This window comes from Ruegeria sp. CDSA193, from assembly GCF_059611885.1.
On sequence record NZ_JBXWPN010000002.1, the window covers coordinates 525,047 to 546,200 of the forward strand.

The following is a 21,154-nucleotide window of genomic DNA, read 5'->3' on the forward strand; positions in this document are numbered from 1 at the left end:
CTTAATGGTTAGAAGGTATTCCCCTGTCGAGCCACGCCCAGGCGACCGTGCCCACATATCCGAAACAAAGCACAATCAACGTAGCCCAGGCGAAAGTCAGCAATGCGGCCCCCGCAACAGCGACACCGATGAGAAAAAACTTTGCGTTCTCGCGCGAGATTCGCGTCGTCTTGAATGACCAAGTCGGTATTTGGCTGATAAGCAGAAGACCGATGATCACCATATAAAGGCAAATCAATATACTGGGCAGCAAAGGGGCATCGGCGAAGGCGAAGGACAGATACATTGGCAACATGACAAGCAGCGCCCCTGCAGGGGCGGGTACTCCCTCGAAATAGGCCCCATCTTGATCGCAGGTTTCGGATTTGCCGCCCACATTGAACCGGGCAAGTCGCATGACGCAGCACACCGCAAAAAACAGAACCGCAATCCAAGCCGCACTGCGTATATCCTGCAAGGCCCAGAAATAAAGAACGAGCGGTGGGGCGACCCCGAAGTTCAAGAAATCTGCAAGTGAGTCTAGTTCGGCCCCCAGTTTGCTGTCACTGCTGAGAAGGCGCGCAATACGGCCATCCAGCCCATCCAGCACACAGGCGGCAATTATCAACTGGACAGCGAGCACGTAATTGCCCTGAACGCCAAATCTGATTGCTGACAGGCCCGCGCATATGGCCGTTATGGTCAATGCATTCGGCAACAAATGGATCAGCGCAAACTCGGTCTCTTCCTGTTTGGGTGGTTTTTCCACTGATCCAGTTACCTACTTTTCTTCAGGCATGGGCAAACTGGCAAGGACGGTTTCGCCCGCAATCATCGTTTGCCCTACACGCACTTGTAGGACCATGCCATCAGGAAGATAAACATCCAGCCGCGACCCGAAGCGGATCAATCCAAATCGTTCTCCAGTTTGCATAGCTGCGCCTGGCTTCACGAAGCAGACAATCCGTCTGGCCACCAGGCCGGCAATCTGGACAACAGCCAGATTCTGACCGTTTTTCATACGAATGCGCAGGCTGTTGCGCTCATTATCAGCACTGGCCTTGTCCAGGGATGCGTTGAAAAACTTGCCGGGGCGATATGCAACAGCGGTAATCTCACCTTCAATTGGCGTGCGGTTCACATGACAGTTGAAGACACTCATGAACACACTGACACGGGTGAGAGGCGTGTCAGGCATTCCAAGCTCGTTCGGCGGCACCGCCGCTTCGATCAGCGAAACCACCCCGTCCGCTGGGCTGACGATCAACCCTTCTCCTGTGGGTGGCACGCGTTCCGGGTCGCGAAAGAAATAGTAGCACCAGATCGTGAGGCCGACACCAATCCAGCCCAGAATGTTAGACAGGAGAAACAGGCCGACCGTAATGGCGGCAAAGATCGCGACAAACCGAATACCTTCCGGGTGCATCGGTTTGATGAACGTATCGCGCATGCGCATCGCAATCTTTCCCTTAGGTCAACTGATTGAACTTCATAAGTGGATTGGTAGGGAAGGCAAGTGGGACTATTGCGGTAGGCAACGATTGATGGCGGGGTGTTACAATTTGATGGGTTCTACTGACAGCTTTTTTGATGCCCAGGTATTGGGGGTTGGACCAGGCGCCAGATTTTCGCTGTGGCATTCCGCACCGTTATAGATCCCTGATCCATGCAAAAAGCTCCAAATGCTCCATACTGCGATCTCTTTAGCACTCCATTGCAGGCAGCTTTTGGTCAGAGCCACTGTCAACAACCTCAATACCTGATGGCAGGCGGCGCGCCGCCCGCCATCTATCTTCTGAAAGATTAAGTGTTCTTCTTGGCCATAGCGTTATAGATAACACCGCCAAGTATCGCACCGATGATCCAGGCATATCCTGACAGAATTCCCAGTGCTGGCACCCAAACAGTAGCGACCGAGAATACTGAAGCAAAACCAAAGGCAATTAGTGCCGAGTCATTCCAACCGTTACCATAATGGTAGGCACCGCCTTCCATGTTGTAGAGGTCGTCCACATTCAGCTCTTCCTTCCGAATCTTGTAGTAATCTACGATCATGATCCCAAAGATCGGAGCCAGAGTCGCACCGAGCGTGTTCACGAACCCGGCAATGCCGATATTCGAGATAATGGCCGTCCAAAGACCGCCAATTACCAAGGCAAAGACTGAAGTGGCCAGACCTGCCTGACGGAAGCTGATCTTACCAGGGGCCAGGTTGGCTATGCCATTCACCGCCGGAATGAAGTTCGCGACCAGATTGATGCCAACGGTTGCAGCGAAGAAGGTAATCGCTGCGATGATGGCCAGCAGAACGCTGTCGGTCTTCTCGACGATCTCGGTCGGGTTGATGATTTCTTCACCAAAGACCACGGCGGCACCGCCAGTCGTCAAAAGCGCCAATGCCGAAAAAAGGATCATGTTCAGCGGCAAACCGGCAAGATTACCGGCCTTCATGGATGCCTTGTCGCGGGAATAGCGCGAAAAGTCCGAGAAGTTGATCATCACGGCTGAGAAATAGGCAACCATAGTTCCGAATATGGCGATGAAGCCTTTAACTTCAGATCCAAAGGTGCCTTCTGGGTTGGCGAAGATGGTCGCGGTTGCGTTCAGAAGCTGCCCGTCCGCGCGCTGCCATAGCACGATGACTAAGCCTATCATTACCGCATAGACGAATGGTCCGGCAAAGTTCAGAAATGTCTCGACCCAACCCATGCCGCGCCAGAAAATGACGATGTGGAACACCCATACGAGGAGAAAGGCAAGCCAGTCGATGCCCGTCAAACCTAACATCTCTGCACCACCGCTGATGCCTGTTATCGAACGGATCAACAATGAAAGGGCGGTCGAAGCGAAATAGACCTGAACGCCATACCAGAAGACAGCGACTGTGGCCCGCAATACTGCCGGTAGCTTGGATCCGGTTGTGCCCATACTGGCGCGCGCCAGAACCGGATAGGGGATACCGTATTTTTCTCCGGGCGCGCCGGATAAGTTCACCATCCACATAACGAACAGCCCCGCGAAGATGAGTGCCAGGAAAGCTGTCCAACCCCCAACGCCGTAGGATATAAAAAGTGACGCAACTAGCGAATAGCCAAACAGTGATTGAACATCGTTGGCCCAGATGTTGAAAATTGCAAACGCGCCCCAGGTTTTTTCATTGGGCGTGACCGGATTTAGCGTGTCACCTTCCGGATCTGTAGTACTTGCATTTTTTGCAGTTGTTTCTGCGGTTACCATAATGGTCCTCCCATTTTGATTTCGGAGGGCGAGCCCCCAAGATTTGCGGCAATAGCCGCCCATCGATTCAGGGTTTGTGGCCTGAACCGTTTCCGTTGCATGGTTGCGACGTTCGTTCCCGTGTCGGCTTGTTGTCTGAGACAAATCGATCCAGTCCGATTGCATGTATCTGCAATCGGTTGCTCTGCCCGTAGGCATCAAACTGGTGGATGTCTCAGCCTATCAGCGCTTTGCAATTGCCCAGTAGAAAACACCTCCAAATCCTGCGCCAATCACCCATGCAAAGCCTGACAGCGTATTCAGCATGGGAACCCAGACTGTGAGTACCGAAAATGTAGCCGGAAGGATGAACGACACGATCGCGGCCATATTCCATCCGTTACTGTAGAAATAGGGGCCGTCGCGGGCCGCCGAAAAAAGCTGATCAACGTCCAGCTCACCGGATTTCACCAGATAAAAATCTGCGATGATGATCCCATAAACAGGTGCCAGAATGGCGCCTAATGTGTTCACAAACCCCAAGATACCGATCTGGCTGATCGTCGATACCCAAAGCCCGCCAATCACCAGCGCGTAGGCCGAGGTAATTATCCCGGCAACGCGGAAATTGATCCGACTGGGCATAAGGTTCGCCAAATCGTATGCGGGTGGTATGAAGTTGGCGACGAGGTTGATGCCGACCGTGGCGGCCAGAAATGTCGCCGCCGCCAGGAGTGTTAGTGGCAAGGAATCGACCCTTGCAATTATAGCGGTCGGGTTGGTTAACGCCTCGCCCCAGATTGCGACAGTACCTGCCGTTACAATCAAAGCAATCAGGGAAAAGAAGGCGATATTGATCGGTAGACCGATCAGGTTACCCTTTCGCATTTCATCTTCTGACCGTACGAACCTGGAAAAATCGCCGAAATTGATCACCACGGCCGAAAAATAGGCGGTCATTGTGCCCACGACTGCAGCGAATGCGCCAAGTGAGTTGCCCTTGTAGTCGCCGGTTCCGCGGAAAATAGTGCCGACCTCCAGCCAGAGATCGTTGCCGACTTCGACCCAGATCATGATGGCCAGCGCCACCATCACCGCATACACAAATGGGCCAGCGAAATTGAGAAAACCGACAATCGGATCAATACCGTTCCAGAAAAGTGCAATCTGAAAGGCCCAGACTGCCAGAAAGGCACCCCACTCGATGACGCTGAGGCCCAGAAAGATTGCAGGGCCATTTTCCCCGATCAGTGCGACCATGGCCAAGGCAAGTGCAGTCGATGCAAAATATGTTTGTACACCGTACCAGAAGATGGCCACGACAGCCCGGATGAGGGCAGGGAAATTCGCCCCGCGAACGCCCATGCTGGCTCGTGCCATTACAGCAAATGGAATTCCATATTTGACACTGGGTTTGCCGATCAAGTTGACGAGCCCCATGACAATGAATCCCGCCAACACGATACCCGCAAACACCGCCCAGCCATTCAGCCCGTAAGTCAGGAACAGCGACGCCGCCAATGTGTACCCAAACAGCGATTGAACATCGTTGGCCCAGACATTGAAGAGCTCAAACCAACCCCAATCGCGCTTTTCGATAGGAACGGGGGCCAGGTCCTCGTTGTAGAGGCTGGAATCCTTTGTAGCTTCTGTAAGAGAATGCTGCATTTCGTCCCGGTCATTCGCTGCGGCGATTGTCATTGCACAGATTCAGCGCTATTGTCGTGCAGAACTGCGTGCAATAAAACGGTCATAAATGCGTGCAAAAGTCAAGAACTACTGTGATCCAATCCTACGAGACTGATTTAAAATGGTAAAAATCGGATATGCGCGGGTATCATCGAAATGGTACCGAAGTGAGGTTCAACTCAGTGAGCTTAAACGTCAGGGATGCGACCGCATATGGAGCGATACCGCGCAAGACGGGACCAACCGAGGCGAAACGCTGGAGGAATTTCTGACGGATGTTTCGGCTGGTGACGTAATCGTCGTGTCTCGTCTGTCTGCGATTGCTGACTCGATCGCAGAGCTATTCAATCTGTTAGAACGGCTTCACGAAAAAGGAGCGGCATTTCGGTCAATGTCTGAACCCTGGATCAATACCGCAGACGGGCGCGCGAGTATGGTCTTGGAAGTACTAGGCGGAGTCATCGACTATGAGCTTGGGTTGGCTGACTTGGAAAGCCGTGCAGTGGAAGATCGGCCCAAATCCTTCGGCCTGAGTAAAGGACGACCACAAAAACTGAGCGCAACGGAACGCGAAGAGGCGATTTCCCTGCTATCGATGGGCAAGACTGCGGCAGAGATCGGTCGTATGCTGGGTGTGAGCAGATCCACAATCTCTCGGCTCAAGACTGCGCAAGCCGAACCCGGGTAAGAGAAATTATGTGTAATTTGCGCCTTTGCGCTTTTTCAATGCGAATTCAAAGATACCTGACCCACAATCTTTGATCACGGTTACACCCAAGTTCTTCGACCATCTTTTTTGAACTCAAGTTGAACTCTCTCGCGAGGTCTGTGATTTGGGCGGACCGAAAACTATCAATGTTTCGAGCGAGTCTGCCGTCGTCAAAGGCGATCAACTCATGGGACCTGCCGCCCCAACGGACGATCCCACCGCACAGCCGCTGACGTTCTGGATTGACTATTTCTGCCACGGGGTCGGCAAAGAAATCGCTCCATTTGAGGATACCGGTACTGACAGCTCGGGCAACCGCCTGTTCGATCGTCCGACTCTTGAGCTTGGTAGTGATGGAGGCAGTCAGAACATCGATCGTTCTCGAAGCGTGCCGCGTTTTCCTGGCAATGACAGTCGGTTTCAAACCCGACGCGAACATCTTCAACACATCCAGTTCATCCGCAGACAGGGAATCCGATGGAAAGTTGAATACGGTTTCTATGACATCGAGGGCAAGCAGATGCAGGACCTGCGCTTCCTGGCGTAGGGCAGGGAGCTTTTTCGCGATAAAGGCGCTCCACTCAGGACGAGCCATATTGGACGTGACGGTAAACACGCCGCGCTCGCCAAAAGGGTTGATCACTGGAATGGAAAGACCGTTTTGCCCCACTCCAAACCTTCTGGCCGCTTGAAAAAGCGCTGCATAGTCGGCTTGGTCGTCGAACACTGCCCAGTCGATTGGTGCGATAATTTGGGCGCCGAAACGAATGAGGGGATCGGCCAAAACGAGATTGTTGTCGACGTAATACTTGGCCCATTCCTCTGGAAATGTAGTGCAGCCATGAACGACATTATGATGCTTGTCGATGTGGGCGTAGGAGGCGTTTTCAAATCCAAACTTTTGGCAAATTTCCAGAAGAAGAGCTTCCCCAGATTGCCAGAGATCCAGTTCAGAATTGCCAATATCTGCAATTTTCATAGATCGTCTTTCTGTCCTGCGTTGCCGTCGGGGCGGAGTAGCAACCTAAAACTGAACTAACTATTCGGGAATTCCCGTAGCCAACCGAACATTTGAATACGGGTCTGTTATGGGGACGGTAACAGAGCGGAAAGCCGCTGATGAGACACATGAAATTGACTAGCTGGCAGCGCAAAACTCGTCACGGCAATAACCGTTTTTGTGGTCTTGCGCGGTTCAGTTTCCGTAGGTCGTGGGCATCTTGAGCGTGTGATCTAAGCCCATCCGGCGTCATGTATTTCATCTTGTCAGCACGCGGCCAGGAACGAAATTCAGCCTTCATTTCGTCGACATCTGCAGCAGGGCAGGGGAGCGCAAAAAGCGCCGCTAGGGCTATGTGTCAGATAGCGATAAAGCCGTGAGCGATCACCGCGCAGCAAAAAGGTTCCTGAGACGGAACGCAGATGGTGAGATCATGTCGATGGTGATCCGCGTGCGGCGCAAGATCGTAGATTGGCTTGAAATAGCTTCGCAACTTATCCGTGATCACGACACGGGGTTTGCCGAACTGCGAGATCAATCGCTCTAATAGCGCCTGGCCGCCTTGGCGTTTCGCTGTGGTTGGACAAGAAAATCAAGGGTATTCCCATTCGCATCCACTGCCCGCCAGAGTCGGCATTTCCAACCGGTGATCGGTAAACAACTTAGTGCAAATGCCATTTGTCGGTCGCCTTTGGCCGGTCCCGCTTGATGCAGTCGGCGAAATGACGGCCAAAGCGGTTAACCCATTGCCGGGCTGACGATTACACTGCGCTCAGCAAGCAAATACTCGACAGTGGCCGTGCTGTGGGCGAAACGGTGATAAGCCCATACAGCTTAGGCGATGATCTCGCGGGGAAAGTGAAAGCCCTTCCGGCGCGGCATTGTCCGTGGCGTTCTCATGATGATCGGTTATCCCGGCGCAATCCCACGATCATCTTTGCAATGCCCTATGAAGCTGTAAATTATCAAATAATCTCTTGTGTTGCCCGATCTCGAGAGGCACGCGATACTGGAAAGCAAGACAGTTTCGAATGGTCGAAAATGTATAGACGCCAGGCAGATAGATTGGTGAAACAGCATGCGACAAGATAAAGAGCTTACTTTTGCAACGGCCCTGGCTAGTCATTCCAGAGAACGGGGTTTCCAATCGGAAAAACATGCACATGAGTATTATCAGGCTTCGTTGCTGAGCGCAGTTATGCAGGGCGTTTACGACGGGACCGTTTTCATCGAACAGCTGCTGGAACATGGAAACTTCGGCCTGGGTACGTTCAATGCGCTCGACGGAGAAATGATCGTGTTGGATGGCGTTGCCTATCGCCTCGACGGGAATGGCAATGCTTCGGTCGCAAGCGACAAGGCTCTGACACCTTATGCTGCCGTCATCAATTTCGAACCAGCGGTTTATCTAACTTTGGACAGAGAAACACAAAAGGATGCTCTTGAGGCCCAGCTTGATGCATTGGCGGAGGCAAGAAACCTGTTCTATGCCGTTCGATTTACCGGCGACATTAAACACATAAAGTACAGAAACGTTCTACGGCAGGAGAAACCATACAAACCTCTGCTGGAGGTCGTAAAAACGCAGGCTGAGTTTGAGCTGAACAACGTCGAGGGGACAATTCTGGGGTTTCGGTGCCCGGATTATGCCGTCGGGATCGGCGTCCCGGGTTACCACCTACACTTTATTTCCAGCGATCTGAGCAAAGGAGGACACGTCCTGGATTACACTCTGACCAACGGTCGAATAGAAATTGATCATACGTCTTCTCTGCATCTTGAACTTCCAGAAACCAGATCATTTTCAGACGCTAATCTGTCTGCAGGCGCTTCGGCCGACAGCATCCTAAGTGCAGAGAGTAACAATACTTAGGCACTTCTATGCAAGATGGTTATATGCAACCGTGCTCTAAGTTCGTTGCAATTGTCGTCTTATAATGCTGACTTTACTGGACGTCGCGTGCAAACAGTGCGTGCCGATCCGAAAGCGTAACCTATGGTCGATTCCGGTCCTGTAAATTTACAGTATTTGACAAACCCACTCTTGAACAAAGGTACTGCCTTTTCTCTACACGAACGAGAAAAGCTTGGATTGCTAGGTCTTCTTCCGCCACACATCGAAACGCTCGAAACCCAGGGAGATCGTGCCTATGCCGCCTTTGAGCGCGAAGAGACACCGCTGGACAAACATGTCTATCTGCGTGGCCTGCAGGATGACAACGAGGTTCTGTTCTACGCTCTGTTGGTGCGGCATCTGACCGAGATGATGCCGATAATTTACACACCCGTTGTGGGTGACGCCTGCAAGCAGTTCAGTGAAATCTATGATCACCCACGCGGATTTATCATTTCGTACCCAGAGCGTGGCCGGATCGATGACATACTTGAGAACGCCATCCTGCCCTCTGTCGAAGCCATTGTCGTTACCGACGGAGAGCGGATTTTGGGTTTGGGTGATCAGGGTGCAGGTGGTATGGGGATCCCTATCGGGAAACTGTCGCTCTATACCGCCGCCGGCGGAATTCCCCCTTCTGTGACACTCCCCGTGGTACTGGATGTCGGCACCAACAATCAGGAACGGCTGGAAGATCCCCTTTATATCGGCTGGCGTCATGAGCGCATGACCGGGGATGACTATTTCGAGTTCGTCGATCTTTTTGTGCAGGCGGTAATGCGCAAGTGGCCGGATGTGTTGCTGCAATTCGAGGATTTTGCACAGCAACATGCGGCACCCCTGCTTGCGCGGTATCGCGATCAGCTCTGTACATTCAATGATGATATCCAGGGCACGGCTGCGGTAACGGCGGGCACTTTGCTGGCTGCCTCAGATGTCACCGGCATTCCACTAAAGGACGCTACCATCGCGTTCCTCGGCGCCGGGTCAGCGGGAGTGGGTATCGCAGAACAATTAGTTCAACTCATGATCCGGCAAGGACTATCCGAAACCGAGGCGCGTGAGCGCGTCTACATGGTGGATCGGAATGGCCTGTTAACCGATGCGATGACAGATCTTCTGCCGTTCCAGAAGCAGGTTGTCCAACCCTTCAACAAAGTGAGGAACTGGTCCAATGGTGAAATTTCCCTGTTGGATGTGATTAATCAGGCCAAACCCAATATTTTGGTGGGTGTCAGCGGTCAGGCAGGCTTGTTCTCTGAAGAAATCATCCGTGCAATGGCGGCTCAGACTGATCATCCTGTCGTGTTGCCGCTTTCGAACCCGACATCGCGAATTGAGGCCGCGCCCGCAGATATTATCAACTGGTCAGATGGCCTTGCAATAGTCGCCACCGGAAGCCCGTTTGATCCCGTTGTCTACAACGGCAAGACGCACCATGTCGCGCAATGCAATAATTCCTACATTTTCCCGGGTATGGGCTTGGGTGTGCTGGCGGCAGGCGCGCGCCGAGTCACTGACGGAATGTTCATGGCCGCCGCCGAGGCCTTGGCTGCATTATCGCCTGCGAAGTCTGATCGCACCGCAAGCCTGCTGCCCGATGTGGAGGACATTCGCCAGGTCAGCAAGGCTATTGCATTTGCCGTTGGTCAACAGGCGCAATCGGACGGGGTTGCGCCTAAATCCTCAGAAAATGACCTGAAAGCGGCGATAGAGGCGAAGTTCTGGATCCCGCACTATGAGGCAATGGCCTGAAGCAGACCCGCGCTGGAGTGACCAGAGCGCTATTCTTCGCGCAGTCAGAACCCATCTAGTCTGTTGTAGTGAATGAGCGCAGTTCGGAACAGGACGGTTACGCCACCGCACGCCCGAGTGGTTTTTGCATCGCAGCACAAAGGGCACCCACCAGCAGGACGGCAGAGGCCACTACAAGGCTATCTCCAATTTCTCCGGTTATGTCTCCGATGACGCCGGCTCCGATCGGTCCGAGTGTTTGTGAGATAGCGAAAACAACTGTAAAAAAGCTTACGGTTGCACCCCAATCCTGCTGATCCAGATTCTGGCGGACAAAGCTGGTGACAGCACTGGGCGGCATAAAGACCGACAGCCCAAACACGAGCGCCGACATGATCAATCCATATCCGTTTGGAACAAGGATCGGCAGGGCTGAACCACAAGCGACGCCGGCTAAGATCAACGCCAATGGCGTCCCAGAAGCGAAGCGGGCTAATATCCCACGCCAAACAAATGGCGACGCCATAATGCTGAATCCAAGGATCATCCACGTTGCCGTGGTCAACAGGGCACTGGAATGCTGCTCCTTCATCCAGACAGCGATAAAAGTTACGTAGACTATGTAACCCAACCCAAACAGCGCGTATCCGCCGAGTTCGCCTAACATCCTGCGCACCGGAGGAATGGAAGGAAGCGCTGCGTCGTGCTCGGCTTTGTTTAGCTTTGTGGACGCCCAAACGGAAAATGGACAAATGATCAGAGCTGCAATCCCAACTCCGATCCACGCCCAGTCCCAGAATTGCGGCCCGAAAACGTCCAGCATAGTCGGAAGGGTTGCGCCACATAAGGCGATACCAAACCCACCGCCGCCGCCAAAGTACAAGGCGATAGCCAGTGCATTCCTTCGGGCGCAGTTCTGGAACAGCGATGCCGCCAGAACGCCGCCTGATACAAAGGAAAGAGCGCCGAACAACCCGACCAATGTACGACAAGCGGTTTGAAATACGAGGTCCTCATTTAACCCGGTTATTAACAGACACAGTGCGGTCGCCACAGTGCCGCCAGCAAACAGCCGTGACGGCGAAATATGGCGGATCAGGAAAAGTGTTAGGATTGCACCCATTATGTAGCCAATCGAATTGGCGGTGTTTAGCCAACCAGATTGAGTGAGGTTCCAGCCGAGGCTACTTTTCATTGATGGTAGAATTAGGCCGTATGCAAAGCGGCCAAAGGCGTTGGATATGCTGACGCCAAGCGCAAGGCCCAGCAATATGAGCCAAGGGTTAGTAGTTTTTGCCGAATTCATGAATATTCTTCCAGGTTGAACAACACCGTGCCCCATTGTGGGTGGCTGTGCAATCTCAACAGATCCTAGTCAGCCCCGTGCGGCTTAACCTGAGAAACAGCAGATTAAATATTCTCAACAAGCTGCCGCGCTGCTTTCGTCTACGCTATGTGAGTTCAACTGAGCAACGACCTGCCAGTTTGGATGGCCGGGTGTTGAGCTTGCTTCAGAGGTCGCTCGACTGCGAGACGACATTCTGCTTCGTCGCAATCGTCTGTCGGCTTTTCAGTCGGCACCTCCGAGTCACCTGACTCCTGGTGAAACGCTGTACGTTTGTGGCATTTCGACGAGCATATGCGTGTCGTCGACGGCCATTGCGGGCGAATCTATCAACAATCTCTTACAATAGCACGCCACCACGACCGGGAACCGCTCGAGAAACGCAAACCTTGCGAATGCTGCGATCGGTCGTCAACGACCGCTTTGGGGAAGCTGCACTGCGGCGCTAACCAAGCTCACGAACGCCAGGTATGTGCCCGTCCGGGAATTCTGTTTGAGGTGGGGCAGGGGATAATGCTGCACCGGCTGTGACGGCCGCTCTGAGCCCAACGTCACGAATGCTGCGCTTTGCGCGAGCGTCCGCTTTTCACCGGTTGTCCAAGAAGCAGAACTACAGAAATACAAATCTTCCAACTGGCATCGCGATGTTGGATCGGCTACGGGACGGTTATGTGCGGATTCTCTTCCAAACTCTCTGTGGTGTATTGTGACTGCTTTGACAGTCGCACTCATAGCTGAGGGCTTTGCGCATCGGACAGCTCCCACGTCTACGACCCCGGAACTCACCGCCTATATCGCAGCAGGCGGGCAGTTGAGCGGCATCTGCGGAAATATAGATGGCGACAGCGCACCAGTGACCGTTGATTGCGAAGCTTGCCGCATCAGCAACACGTCCGTTCTGCTTCAAGACAGTTGTCCACGCTTCGTACAGACCACAGCAACGCGAACTTTCGAATTTATCGCCAAACGCGTTGCCGAGCGCAATGATCTCGATCCCACGCGTTTGACCCGCGCCCTGCCTCACGCCTGATTTCATTACCTTTTATTGAAATCAAAGATGCCCGTATCCCGCTGGATGCGGCGCGATTGTGCTTGGAGGCCGTTAAATGACTATTACCGATACACCTGCGCAGTCCGGGGGCGGCGCAAACAAACTCTACTTCGCGGCATGGCGCTGGCATTTTTACGCTGGTCTTTATGTCATTCCAATCTGAGCAAATTGATTGTGACACATCCTACTGCTTGAGAATCAGGGTCTGATGGTTCCTGACCAACCCGCAGCCTTCATTGCACTGATCAGCTCTTGAACTGGCTGTGGGTCTACAAACACTCGAGCCTTCAGTGCTTCGAGAGGGAAGCTTGGCCAAGTGTCCGAAAATACTTTTGCAAGCCGCTGTGCCTCTGCTTGTTCTCCGTTCCTCCAGTGGGCTGCCATAAGGTAAGCTGCGGAAATTGGTCCGAACGGCCCACCACGCGATATTGTTTCATCAAACGTCCTGATTGCGGCAGCATAGTCTCCCGTATGGAACTGAGCCGCACCCAATGCATTGTCAAATACAAGTCCCCCTCCTTGTGGGGCCAGGACTCTATATCGCGCTGATTGAGACAAAACTCGTTCAAAATCAGATGTATAAAGGGAAATCAAGGCATCGAATTCAGCAACATGTGAATCATCGGGTGCCAAACCTAAGGCCCGTTGGGATAATCGAACTGCGCTATCGTAATTGCCCACCCCAAATTCAAACCAGGCTCGCGCTGAAAGCGGCCATGCTGCATCCGGAGCCAATTCCAAAGCATAAGCACTATTCTTGTCGGCAGCGTGCAAAAACTCATCAGAACCTGGATCGCCAGATTTCATGATGGCGAACATGGTTTCGACCTGAGAAGCGCCAGCATACCCCCCGTAATAAAACGGATCTCGTTCAATTGCTGTTTGGAATATCAACAACGCAGGTTGAAGGCGTGCCAAATCTGTAACCGGAAAAATCAAATCCCGGCCAGCGTTGCTTAGGTTCATTGCTTCGACGCGGGCTGGCGACACGTCGTAGATCGCAGTTTTGCCAGTTATTGGAGCAACAGATTTCGAACCGCGGCCGATCAGAACACCGACTAGAATACCGGCTACTAGAAGTGAAAGCGAGATAACGACTGCGTAAGCCTGTCGCCTTCCGCGTAATGGTTGTCTGCTTCGATTGGAGCCCGGCAAAAACTCGGGTGCGTAACTTCCGACAGGCAATGAGATTACCAATTCGTCAGCGATCCCATTACTTTCATAATAAGCTTGGAGTTTTCGCCGAACACGTCCCGCATCCACGCGTACGACGCCTTCGCGTTTCAATAGCTCATCCGCGTCGTATCCATAAACATCCATCGCAATGGTTTTGGCGCGTATCTCGTTGGAACGACCCTCGAGCGATTCCATCACAACATAAGACAGAAAAGATCGCATGCGGGCGGACCCTTTGAATTCATCTGACTTCTGAACCCTATCCAACGCATCGCGCACCTGCTCGGCCGAGAACTGTTGAGTGTCATTCTGTTCCTGATCGTCCATGCTGACGGTCAAAGAACTATCCTTTCGCAATAAGGGTTTGTCGCCATGGTGCTACGGTAGCATGCGGCTTTATACGTTCAATACATATTCTGTTGGATGCATGCTTGGCAAACGATTGCCTGAAGGGCGCTGCCAATGACGGATGATGAGTTCTTTGAATCCCAATTTCCCGAAGCGGGTCGCCTGCTGCAGGACCTGCGGGCAAAAGACCAAGAGTTTGATCGAATTTGCCGCGACTACAAAGAGGTCTTCGCCGAACTGGCGGTGCCGCCAAGGTCGCAGTCTGTTCTTCAGATGCGCTATCTCGCCGATCTGGCAGAAAGCCTTTCGGACCTGCGCAGCAGTATTGACGGACGGTTGCAGGCGCATGGCCTTGATTCGGAATCGGTACGGAACAAAGATTTGGAGGTTTGACATGAGACTTAGATACATTTTGCCTGCGTTGTTGATTGGTGCCGGCTCCGCGCTTGCTCAGGAAACCCCGATTGTTCATGACGGCGAGTTCGAATTCCTTCGCGCGCAGTTTGGTGAGGCATGGGATGCGCAAGACGTTGAAGTCGACGCCAAGCTGACCGAAATTCGTGCGGCCAATGGCGGCAAGCCTCCTAATTTCCTCTACATCTTGATCGATGATGTAAGCTTTGGTCAGATGGGTGACCGCAAGATGAATTACGTCATGGGGATCGAGACACCCAGCATCAATCAGTTGGCTACCGAAGGCATGTCGCTGATGCGCATGTATACCGAACCCTCTTGTACTCCCACACGTACCGCCATGCTGACGGGGCGCCACCCAATACGCGCCGGTGTCGAAGAGGTCAAAGTGGCTTTGGTTGGAGAAGGTCTTCCGACCAGCGAAGTGACACTGCCGGAGATACTGAAACAAGTCGGCTACAATACGGCGCATATCGGCAAATGGCACCAAGGTGACATTGAGCAATCGTACCCACACAATCAGGGATTCGACTGGGCCGCATTTCCACTACACCAGCAAGTGCAGCTGAGCCTCATGATCCCCGAGGCAATGAGGTCCAACGCCATGCTCGGCTACGTGCCCGAGGGGCAGAACAATCAGTTCCTGCTGGATGAGCGCTTCAAGCCATATGGTCTTGTCACCGGTGTCGAGGCCGAAGCCGGTGGGCCCGCCCTGGAAGTAGACATGTCAGCCGGTGAGGTTTGGACGCAGGCCAAATATGAAGAGATGAACGAACGATATCAACGGCAGGCGCTGGAGCAACTCGAACGTGTAGCCTCCGAGGATGCGCCATTCTTCTTGCAATACTGGCCGCTGTACCCGTTGAACTTCGTCTACCCGGATCAGGCAATTTCACGAAATGGCGGGTTTCATGCCGACAAGCTGCAACTGCTTGATGGATGGATTGGAGATCTCTTGGCCAAGCTTGAAGAAACCGGCACGGCAGACAACACAATTGTTGTTCTGATGGCAGATAATGGTCTGATGTATCACTATGAAGGCTCATCCGGCCTGAACCAACTAATCTATCGCGGAGGCAAAACTCAGCATCTTGAAGGCGGAGTAAGAACCGATGCGTTCATTCGCTGGCCCGGTGTGATCGAACCCAACACTGCAGCTGGCGACATCGTTCATGTTTCAGATATCTTCACCACAATGGCGCGAATTGCCGGAGCCACCGCCTTTATCCCAAGGGACCGTGTGATAGACGGCATTGACCAGACGGCGTTACTGTTGAACGGCGAGGGGAACGGTCGGCGCGACTATGTCTATGTCTACGAAGGCCCTGTCTTGCGCTCGGTCGTTAAACAAGAATTCAAGATGCACCTTCCTGCCCCTGGTCAACCCGGCGCGGCTGCTCCAACCTATAACATCTATCGGGACCCTCGTGAGGAACACCCGTTGGTTGGCTACTCGCTTTGGGCCGGTGCATCTTTTCAGGATATGATAAAGCGCCACCAGAAGATGATCGCCAAATATCCACATTCAGAGATCGGCAAAGGTACCCCCTATGAGGGCATCGAAAACCTGCGTCCGGAAACTGAACTGACCCGTGATGTATTCATGAGCTGGCAGTGACGTCGCAAATTTAAGTAAATATCTGAATATAACGATGTTACAATTGGTTAACGCATCAAAGATCAAACACCGAAGCTCGGCTTCAAACCTGGGGGAGACGGAATGAAACTACAATGGCTTCTGGTTTTTTGTGCAGGCGTTACGGCACCACCTTTGCAAGCGCAGGAAGACCCAATTCAACACGATGCCGAATTCTATATTCTGCAGGCACAACATGCAGAACAATGGGCACAGGATGATACCGCTGTTGATGATGCTCTGGCCGCTTTTCGTGACGGTAACAATGGGCAGCCCCCAAACATAGTCAGCGTTCTGATCGACGATATGGGCTTCGGCGACATGGGCATCCCCGAGCTAAACGCTGTGCGAGGTTATGAAACGCCGAATATCAACGACTTTTCCGATCAGGCGATGCGAATGGTGCGCATGTATACTGAACCTTCGTGCACGCCGACCCGCGTGGCACAAATGACCGGGCGGTTGCCCGTACGCATGGGTATGGGCGACACAACGGTGGACATTGCCGGGTTTGGCTTACCGGAAAACGAGGTCACCTTGGCCGAAATTCTGAAACAGGCGGGTTATGCGACCAGCCATGTCGGCAAATGGCACATGGGCGATATCGCCGAAAGCTGGGCGATGAATCAGGGTTTTGACTATGCCCAGCACGCCATCCACCAACAGGGCCAGCTGACGATCTTCAATGATGATGCGATCAAAGAACAGGTCTCGGTCGCGATCCGTGACTATGACGACAAATATACGCTGGACGGCTGGTTCCGGCCGGACTCTGCCGCGATGATGACAGTCATCGAAGGGGAAACCGGCGGGCCCATCCGCGAAATTCGCATGGAAACCGGCGAACGCTGGAACGCTGCGAAGTACGATGAGATGAACCAGGGGTTTCAGGACAAGACGATGGAAGAATTGGATCGCCTAGCAAATGGTGAAGACCCGTTTTTCTTACAATACTGGCCGATGATCCCGCTGGACAACACCCGTGCCGGGCGGTCGGGGCCAGAGAGCGTTAATGGTGGCCTGTATGTGGACAAAATGCAGTTGCTCGATCAGTGGTTGGGCGACTTGTTTGCGCGGCTGGAAGAGTTGGGCTTGACGGAAAACACTGTGGTTGTGGTCATGGGTGACAATGGCCATTTCACCAAATACGCGCCGCAATCCGGGTTCACCCCGCTGATCTATGCTGGCGGCAAAGGTGACACGACTGAAGGCGGTATACGAGTTGACGCCTTCATCCGCTGGCCCGGTATGATCGAGGCTGACGGGTTGCTTAACAGCATCATCCATGTCTCGGACCTCTATACCACTTTGTCGCGCTTTGCCGGAGCAGATCAGTATATTCCGCGGGATCGCCTTGTGGATGGGGTGGACCAGTCGGCCGCCTTGTTGTTCACCGATGAATCCAAATCTCGCCGCGATCACGTCATCGTCTATTCGGTGAACAAGCCCGAGGCGGTCGTGAAAGACCAGCTAAAGCTGAAACTGCCGGGACCAGGCGAAAGCGCCATTCTTGCAAAGTTCTTTGATCTCTATCGGGACACGCGCGAAGAATACTCGGTCTCGACCGAGGTTGGCGCCTGGGGAGGGCAGGAATTCGCACGGATTTTGGGCCGCCACATGGCCCGCAAAGAAAAATTCCCCGATACCGCGCCCGCCTATGGCGTGCCCTATGAAGGGATCGAGAACATCCGCCCCGAAACCCAACAGGCAGTTGAGGCTTTCATGATCAAGCGCGCGTCACCACAGAAGTAAGCCTAATCCTTCGCAATAAACCTGTGAAGGACTGTGTTAATCAAGGTCGAGGGTCACAGCATGTTTGGTAGCATAATATTCGCACTGGGATTGATTGTGTCTCTCGGCATCGGGTTTGTCTATTTTCGCGATCTGGGCGACGTCTCTCAAATGCTGCTGAAGGTAAAGCGCGAGAATATGGTGCGCTTTATCCGCAATGAATATCGCCTGATCGGTATCGGACTTGGCGGGTTTGCAGCGGCAACACTTGCGCATTTCCTTTTGGGCGGTGGCCCTTTCTGGCTTTGGCTCATAGCGGCTGTGCTTACTCTTCTTCTTTATGGGTTTCCCTACGTTTGGGTGCATTTGGGTCTAAGGAACCAGCTCAATGACGCACAGTACTTTCCAATTGAAGAAGCCCGCAAATATGTCGGACCAACTGCGCCTGTCATAGTCATCGAAAACAACGGCCAAGCGCGCGCGCACCCGGATGCGCAGATTATGCGCCCTCATCTGGCCGGGAATGTAGATGGCTTGGGTGGCGAAGACGTGGTCATGACCTACTGCGCTATGGCCAATCTGGGTCAGGGTTACATTCCGCGAATAGAAGGACGACGGTTGAATCTCGAGGTTTTGGCCCAGCATGGCAATAACCTAATCCTGCGCGATAACGACACGGGCGAGCCGATCCAGCACATCTATGGTTTCCGCGAGGCGGACCGCGACCCTAACTCCGACGGTCCTGCCTGCCCCCTTCGACCCGAAGCGCAAATGGAGCCCTGGCCAACCTTTCGAATGACGTTCCGCGGGTTTCAGAAGGCCTATCCTGACGGTGAGGTATTTCTGAACAAGCCATCCCCGAACCCATTTTTGCGCCTGCTGGATATGATGACCGAGATCACGTTTGGCTGGGGCATCGGACGCCAGCATCAGGAAGACGCGCCCGTGATGGACAACATGGATCGTTCAGACGATCGGTTACCAAATAAAACCTACGTTTGGGGAATTACGATCGGTAAGGATGCGGTTTGCTGGACTGATGATTTCATCGTCGAGAACGAGTGGATCGTGAACGCCAATGTCGGCGGACGAGATGTCGTGGTCAGCTTGGATCCAAAGTATGAAAGCCTAGGCGTTTGGTACAACGACTTTGGTCAACCTGTGAGCCATTGCGATTTTTGGGGCCATTCAGATCAGGGTCAGCTAAAACGTGTCGAAACCCTGCGCGCAGGCGCATTCTGGCATGTCTGGTCCGAGTTCTTCCCGAACACTGATATTAATCGTGTCGGCAGCGGTTCCATGGCAACCGAAGGAGCTGTAGAATGAGGCCCATGGCCAAACAACCACAAACCAAAGACCATTTATTCAAACTTGATTGTTTGACGGGAGGGACAGAATGATTTCGTCAATTTGGGTGAAAAGCTGCGCTTGCGGAGTAGCTTTTTTTGCATCTGTGGCCACAGTGGCTTCGGCTCAACAATCCGATTGGTCATATGAGGCCACAATCTACCTGTTCATGCCGGAAACAGAGACTACATTGGACACACCTTTGGGCACTCTGGACGGTACGCTCAGCTTTTCGGATGCGTTGGAAAACCTCGATTTTGCCTTTATGAGTGCGTTCTCGGCCACCAACGGACGTTGGCTGATACTTGCAGATTACAACTACACAGACTTATCGTTCAGCAACAGCGCTCCTGGACCTGTCGGCTCGGGTCTGGAGACATCATTTACCACACAATACCTGAGTGGTTATGTTGGCTACAGAGTGTATGAAGCGCCAACTATCACCGTTGACGTCGCCGGGGGTTTCCGGTGGTTCAGCACCGAAACGGAATTTACCCTTCTACCCGGCGCGGCACCGGGGCGCACAACAACGGCAGACGATAGCTGGACCGACCCTGTCATCGGCGCCAGAGCACGGGTACAGTTCTCGGATAAGTGGACGGGCTCCGGTTTTGTCGACTACGGAGGCTTCCGCAGCGACAGTGAAACCTGGCAGATTCTGCTGACGGCAGATTACGCAATCAACGACAGGTGGCTGATCCGCGGTGGCTATCGCTATATCTCATTCGATCATGAAATCGACGGCAACGATTTTACATTTGATCAGTCGGGGCCTGTGCTAGGCGCAACTTATCGGTTCTAAAATTCTTTGTTGGCGAACCCGAGACAAGGTTGTGATGTTACGAACGTCGTTTGATTGGCGCGATTCAATTGTAAAAAGGTTTAGAGAATCAAATTCGCATGTGCCCTCAGATTTGTTTTCGTGCCTGGCCCCAGATCTTGACCTCCGGCATCGATAGCTGGATGGAGTTTGTTGTAGCCTTAGAAAGGCTAGCAATGAATGAGACAAGTCTGAGGTAGCGATGCCACTTTCGACCGCGGAGTGAGAATTCACCTAGGCTAGCTTTCGCAATCGCAGCGAATGTCTGAAATGCGGGTTGTTAACGCAATATTTCAAAGGGCTGATGGATGTCGGCTAAGGGCCGTTCAAATCGATGGCGAGTGGTTCTTGAACCGAAATGCTGCGCTGCACCCAAGGTCTTGAAAGAGCCCAAAACGACCAATGCTGCAGAGCGCAGCAATGTCTGTTTTTGAACGTGCTCAAGTCCTAACGGACAAAAGCCAGCGTCAGGACGAAGGGTTGCGCATTGGTTTATTGAACCAATCGCTTGGACAAAATCTGGACTGCCGCTTCAAACCTTTGCGGGTCCTGTGCCACTCGGGCTGCCAGTTGTGCGCCCTCGAGCAAAGGCAGTGTTGCGGCGGCTTCTGCTGCCGGATCGGCAACATGTAGGATCGTTCCATCGCCCTGACCCAGTGAAAATACCCTCGCAAGCCATTCGGTCATCATTGTGCGAAAACGGTTCATCTCGGCAATCGTGTCTGCTGATAGATTTTCTGTACTGGTCGAAAAAGACACGCACAGGCACAAGCTTTGACCACCTTCAAGTGCGCCACGATACCGCTTGATCAAAGCGGCCAAGCGCGTCGCCCCTGTTGCATGGTCTTGATCAATCTCGCCACAGGCGGTTTCCAAATCTGAATAATACCGCTGCATCAGCGCGACGGCCAAAGCTGCCTTGCTGGCGAAATGATGGTGAATGCTGGCCTTTGTGATTCCGACGTCGGCGGCCAGGTCGGCATAGCTGAACCCATCAAAGCCACGCCTGCGCGCGGCCCGTTCAGCCGAATTGAGCAGAGTTGTCTTGGTGTCGGTCGCCATGTG

General features: G+C 53.1%; 16 protein-coding genes and 2 pseudogenes. 9 read left to right on the forward strand and 9 right to left on the reverse strand.

The features are described 5' to 3' along the window. Position 1: 1 nt before the first annotated feature. From pssA to AC2FLG_RS05400, 4 genes are all read right to left on the reverse strand, one after another. Positions 2–748, reverse strand: a complete 747-nt coding sequence (gene pssA / locus AC2FLG_RS05385; RefSeq protein WP_496705332.1) for a CDP-diacylglycerol--serine O-phosphatidyltransferase — start codon at positions 746–748, stop codon at positions 2–4. Between the two features lie 12 nt (positions 749–760). Beyond that, entirely contained in the window at positions 761–1,435 is a 675-nt protein-coding gene (locus AC2FLG_RS05390; protein ID WP_496705334.1) for a phosphatidylserine decarboxylase, read from the reverse strand. 347 nt (positions 1,436–1,782) lie between these two features. Next, complete coding sequence (locus tag AC2FLG_RS05395; protein WP_496705335.1) at positions 1,783–3,216, reverse strand: NCS1 family nucleobase:cation symporter-1; 1,434 nt, start codon at positions 3,214–3,216, stop codon at positions 1,783–1,785. Positions 3,217–3,438: 222 nt separating this feature from the next. Then, positions 3,439–4,896 (reverse strand): NCS1 family nucleobase:cation symporter-1, encoded by a 1,458-nt coding sequence (locus tag AC2FLG_RS05400; RefSeq protein ID WP_496705336.1) that lies wholly within the window; start codon positions 4,894–4,896, stop codon positions 3,439–3,441. 109 nt (positions 4,897–5,005) lie between these two features. On the opposite strand from AC2FLG_RS05400, the gene AC2FLG_RS05405 reads away from it, so the two are divergent. Further along, the gene (locus AC2FLG_RS05405) at positions 5,006–5,572 is read left to right on the forward strand and encodes a recombinase family protein (RefSeq protein ID WP_496705337.1); all 567 of its coding nucleotides are present in this window, start codon (positions 5,006–5,008) and stop codon (positions 5,570–5,572) included. A 46-nt stretch (positions 5,573–5,618) separates the two neighbouring features. Here the strand turns inward: AC2FLG_RS05405 and AC2FLG_RS05410 are convergent, their stop codons facing one another. Continuing rightward, on the reverse strand, positions 5,619–6,572 hold the full coding sequence (locus tag AC2FLG_RS05410; protein ID WP_496705338.1) for an autoinducer binding domain-containing protein: 954 nt from the start codon (positions 6,570–6,572) through the stop codon (positions 5,619–5,621). A gap of 454 nt (positions 6,573–7,026) precedes the next feature. Continuing rightward, positions 7,027–7,493: pseudogene (locus tag AC2FLG_RS05415) on the reverse strand (IS6 family transposase); the annotation flags it as partial. Between the two features lie 178 nt (positions 7,494–7,671). On the opposite strand from AC2FLG_RS05415, the gene budA reads away from it, so the two are divergent. Further along, entirely contained in the window at positions 7,672–8,466 is a 795-nt protein-coding gene (budA, locus tag AC2FLG_RS05420) for an acetolactate decarboxylase (RefSeq protein WP_496705340.1), read from the forward strand. Between the two features lie 123 nt (positions 8,467–8,589). Then, a complete protein-coding gene (locus AC2FLG_RS05425) occupies positions 8,590–10,242 on the forward strand; it encodes an NAD-dependent malic enzyme (RefSeq protein WP_496705341.1) in 1,653 nt (550 codons plus the stop codon). A 97-nt stretch (positions 10,243–10,339) separates the two neighbouring features. Here the strand turns inward: AC2FLG_RS05425 and AC2FLG_RS05430 are convergent, their stop codons facing one another. Further along, positions 10,340–11,563: a YbfB/YjiJ family MFS transporter gene (locus AC2FLG_RS05430; RefSeq protein WP_496705343.1), complete on the reverse strand. Its 1,224-nt coding sequence runs from the start codon at positions 11,561–11,563 to the stop codon at positions 10,340–10,342. A gap of 145 nt (positions 11,564–11,708) precedes the next feature. On the opposite strand from AC2FLG_RS05430, the pseudogene AC2FLG_RS05435 reads away from it, so the two are divergent. Then, a pseudogene (locus tag AC2FLG_RS05435) lies at positions 11,709–11,915 on the forward strand (isochorismatase family protein); the annotation flags it as partial. A gap of 900 nt (positions 11,916–12,815) precedes the next feature. On the opposite strand, the gene AC2FLG_RS05440 reads toward AC2FLG_RS05435, so the two are convergent. After that, positions 12,816–14,120 (reverse strand): tetratricopeptide repeat protein, encoded by a 1,305-nt coding sequence (locus AC2FLG_RS05440; protein WP_496705344.1) that lies wholly within the window; start codon positions 14,118–14,120, stop codon positions 12,816–12,818. Between the two features lie 135 nt (positions 14,121–14,255). On the opposite strand from AC2FLG_RS05440, the gene AC2FLG_RS05445 reads away from it, so the two are divergent. The 5 genes from AC2FLG_RS05445 (at position 14,256) to AC2FLG_RS05465 (ending at position 20,071) form a co-directional block, all read left to right on the forward strand. Continuing rightward, entirely contained in the window at positions 14,256–14,534 is a 279-nt protein-coding gene (locus tag AC2FLG_RS05445; RefSeq protein WP_142639695.1) for a hypothetical protein, read from the forward strand. 1 nt (position 14,535) lies between these two features. Continuing rightward, positions 14,536–16,173 carry a sulfatase-like hydrolase/transferase gene (locus AC2FLG_RS05450; protein WP_142639693.1) on the forward strand — a complete coding sequence of 546 codons (1,638 nt, stop codon included), beginning with the start codon at positions 14,536–14,538 and terminating at the stop codon, positions 16,171–16,173. 102 nt (positions 16,174–16,275) lie between these two features. After that, the gene (locus tag AC2FLG_RS05455) at positions 16,276–17,943 is read left to right on the forward strand and encodes a sulfatase-like hydrolase/transferase (RefSeq protein ID WP_496702366.1); all 1,668 of its coding nucleotides are present in this window, start codon (positions 16,276–16,278) and stop codon (positions 17,941–17,943) included. 60 nt (positions 17,944–18,003) lie between these two features. Next, positions 18,004–19,248 carry a DUF3179 domain-containing (seleno)protein gene (locus AC2FLG_RS05460; protein WP_496702510.1) on the forward strand — a complete coding sequence of 415 codons (1,245 nt, stop codon included), beginning with the start codon at positions 18,004–18,006 and terminating at the stop codon, positions 19,246–19,248. Positions 19,249–19,318: 70 nt separating this feature from the next. Then, positions 19,319–20,071, forward strand: a complete 753-nt coding sequence (locus AC2FLG_RS05465) for an outer membrane protein (RefSeq protein WP_496705346.1) — start codon at positions 19,319–19,321, stop codon at positions 20,069–20,071. A gap of 510 nt (positions 20,072–20,581) precedes the next feature. Here the strand turns inward: AC2FLG_RS05465 and AC2FLG_RS05470 are convergent. After that, positions 20,582–21,151 carry a TetR/AcrR family transcriptional regulator gene (locus AC2FLG_RS05470; protein ID WP_142640372.1) on the reverse strand — a complete coding sequence of 190 codons (570 nt, stop codon included), beginning with the start codon at positions 21,149–21,151 and terminating at the stop codon, positions 20,582–20,584. Positions 21,152–21,154 lie beyond the last annotated feature (3 nt).

Excerpts from the sequence above, each read along its gene's own strand:
- AC2FLG_RS05390 (WP_496705334.1), bottom strand. The coding sequence starts at position 1,435 with ATGCGCATGCGCGATACGTTCATCAAACCGATGCACCCGGAAGGTATT.
- AC2FLG_RS05395 (WP_496705335.1), bottom strand. The coding sequence starts at position 3,216 with ATGGTAACCGCAGAAACAACTGCAAAAAATGCAAGTACTACAGATCCG.
- AC2FLG_RS05400 (WP_496705336.1), bottom strand. The coding sequence starts at position 4,896 with ATGACAATCGCCGCAGCGAATGACCGGGACGAAATGCAGCATTCTCTT.
- AC2FLG_RS05405 (WP_496705337.1), top strand. The coding sequence starts at position 5,006 with ATGGTAAAAATCGGATATGCGCGGGTATCATCGAAATGGTACCGAAGT.
- AC2FLG_RS05410 (WP_496705338.1), bottom strand. The coding sequence starts at position 6,572 with ATGAAAATTGCAGATATTGGCAATTCTGAACTGGATCTCTGGCAATCT.
- budA (WP_496705340.1), top strand. The coding sequence starts at position 7,672 with ATGCGACAAGATAAAGAGCTTACTTTTGCAACGGCCCTGGCTAGTCAT.
- AC2FLG_RS05425 (WP_496705341.1), top strand. The coding sequence starts at position 8,590 with ATGGTCGATTCCGGTCCTGTAAATTTACAGTATTTGACAAACCCACTC.
- AC2FLG_RS05430 (WP_496705343.1), bottom strand. The coding sequence starts at position 11,563 with ATGGGGCACGGTGTTGTTCAACCTGGAAGAATATTCATGAATTCGGCA.
- AC2FLG_RS05440 (WP_496705344.1), bottom strand. The coding sequence starts at position 14,120 with ATGGACGATCAGGAACAGAATGACACTCAACAGTTCTCGGCCGAGCAG.
- AC2FLG_RS05445 (WP_142639695.1), top strand. The coding sequence starts at position 14,256 with ATGACGGATGATGAGTTCTTTGAATCCCAATTTCCCGAAGCGGGTCGC.
- AC2FLG_RS05450 (WP_142639693.1), top strand. The coding sequence starts at position 14,536 with ATGAGACTTAGATACATTTTGCCTGCGTTGTTGATTGGTGCCGGCTCC.
- AC2FLG_RS05455 (WP_496702366.1), top strand. The coding sequence starts at position 16,276 with ATGAAACTACAATGGCTTCTGGTTTTTTGTGCAGGCGTTACGGCACCA.
- AC2FLG_RS05460 (WP_496702510.1), top strand. The coding sequence starts at position 18,004 with ATGTTTGGTAGCATAATATTCGCACTGGGATTGATTGTGTCTCTCGGC.
- AC2FLG_RS05465 (WP_496705346.1), top strand. The coding sequence starts at position 19,319 with ATGATTTCGTCAATTTGGGTGAAAAGCTGCGCTTGCGGAGTAGCTTTT.
- AC2FLG_RS05470 (WP_142640372.1), bottom strand. The coding sequence starts at position 21,151 with ATGGCGACCGACACCAAGACAACTCTGCTCAATTCGGCTGAACGGGCC.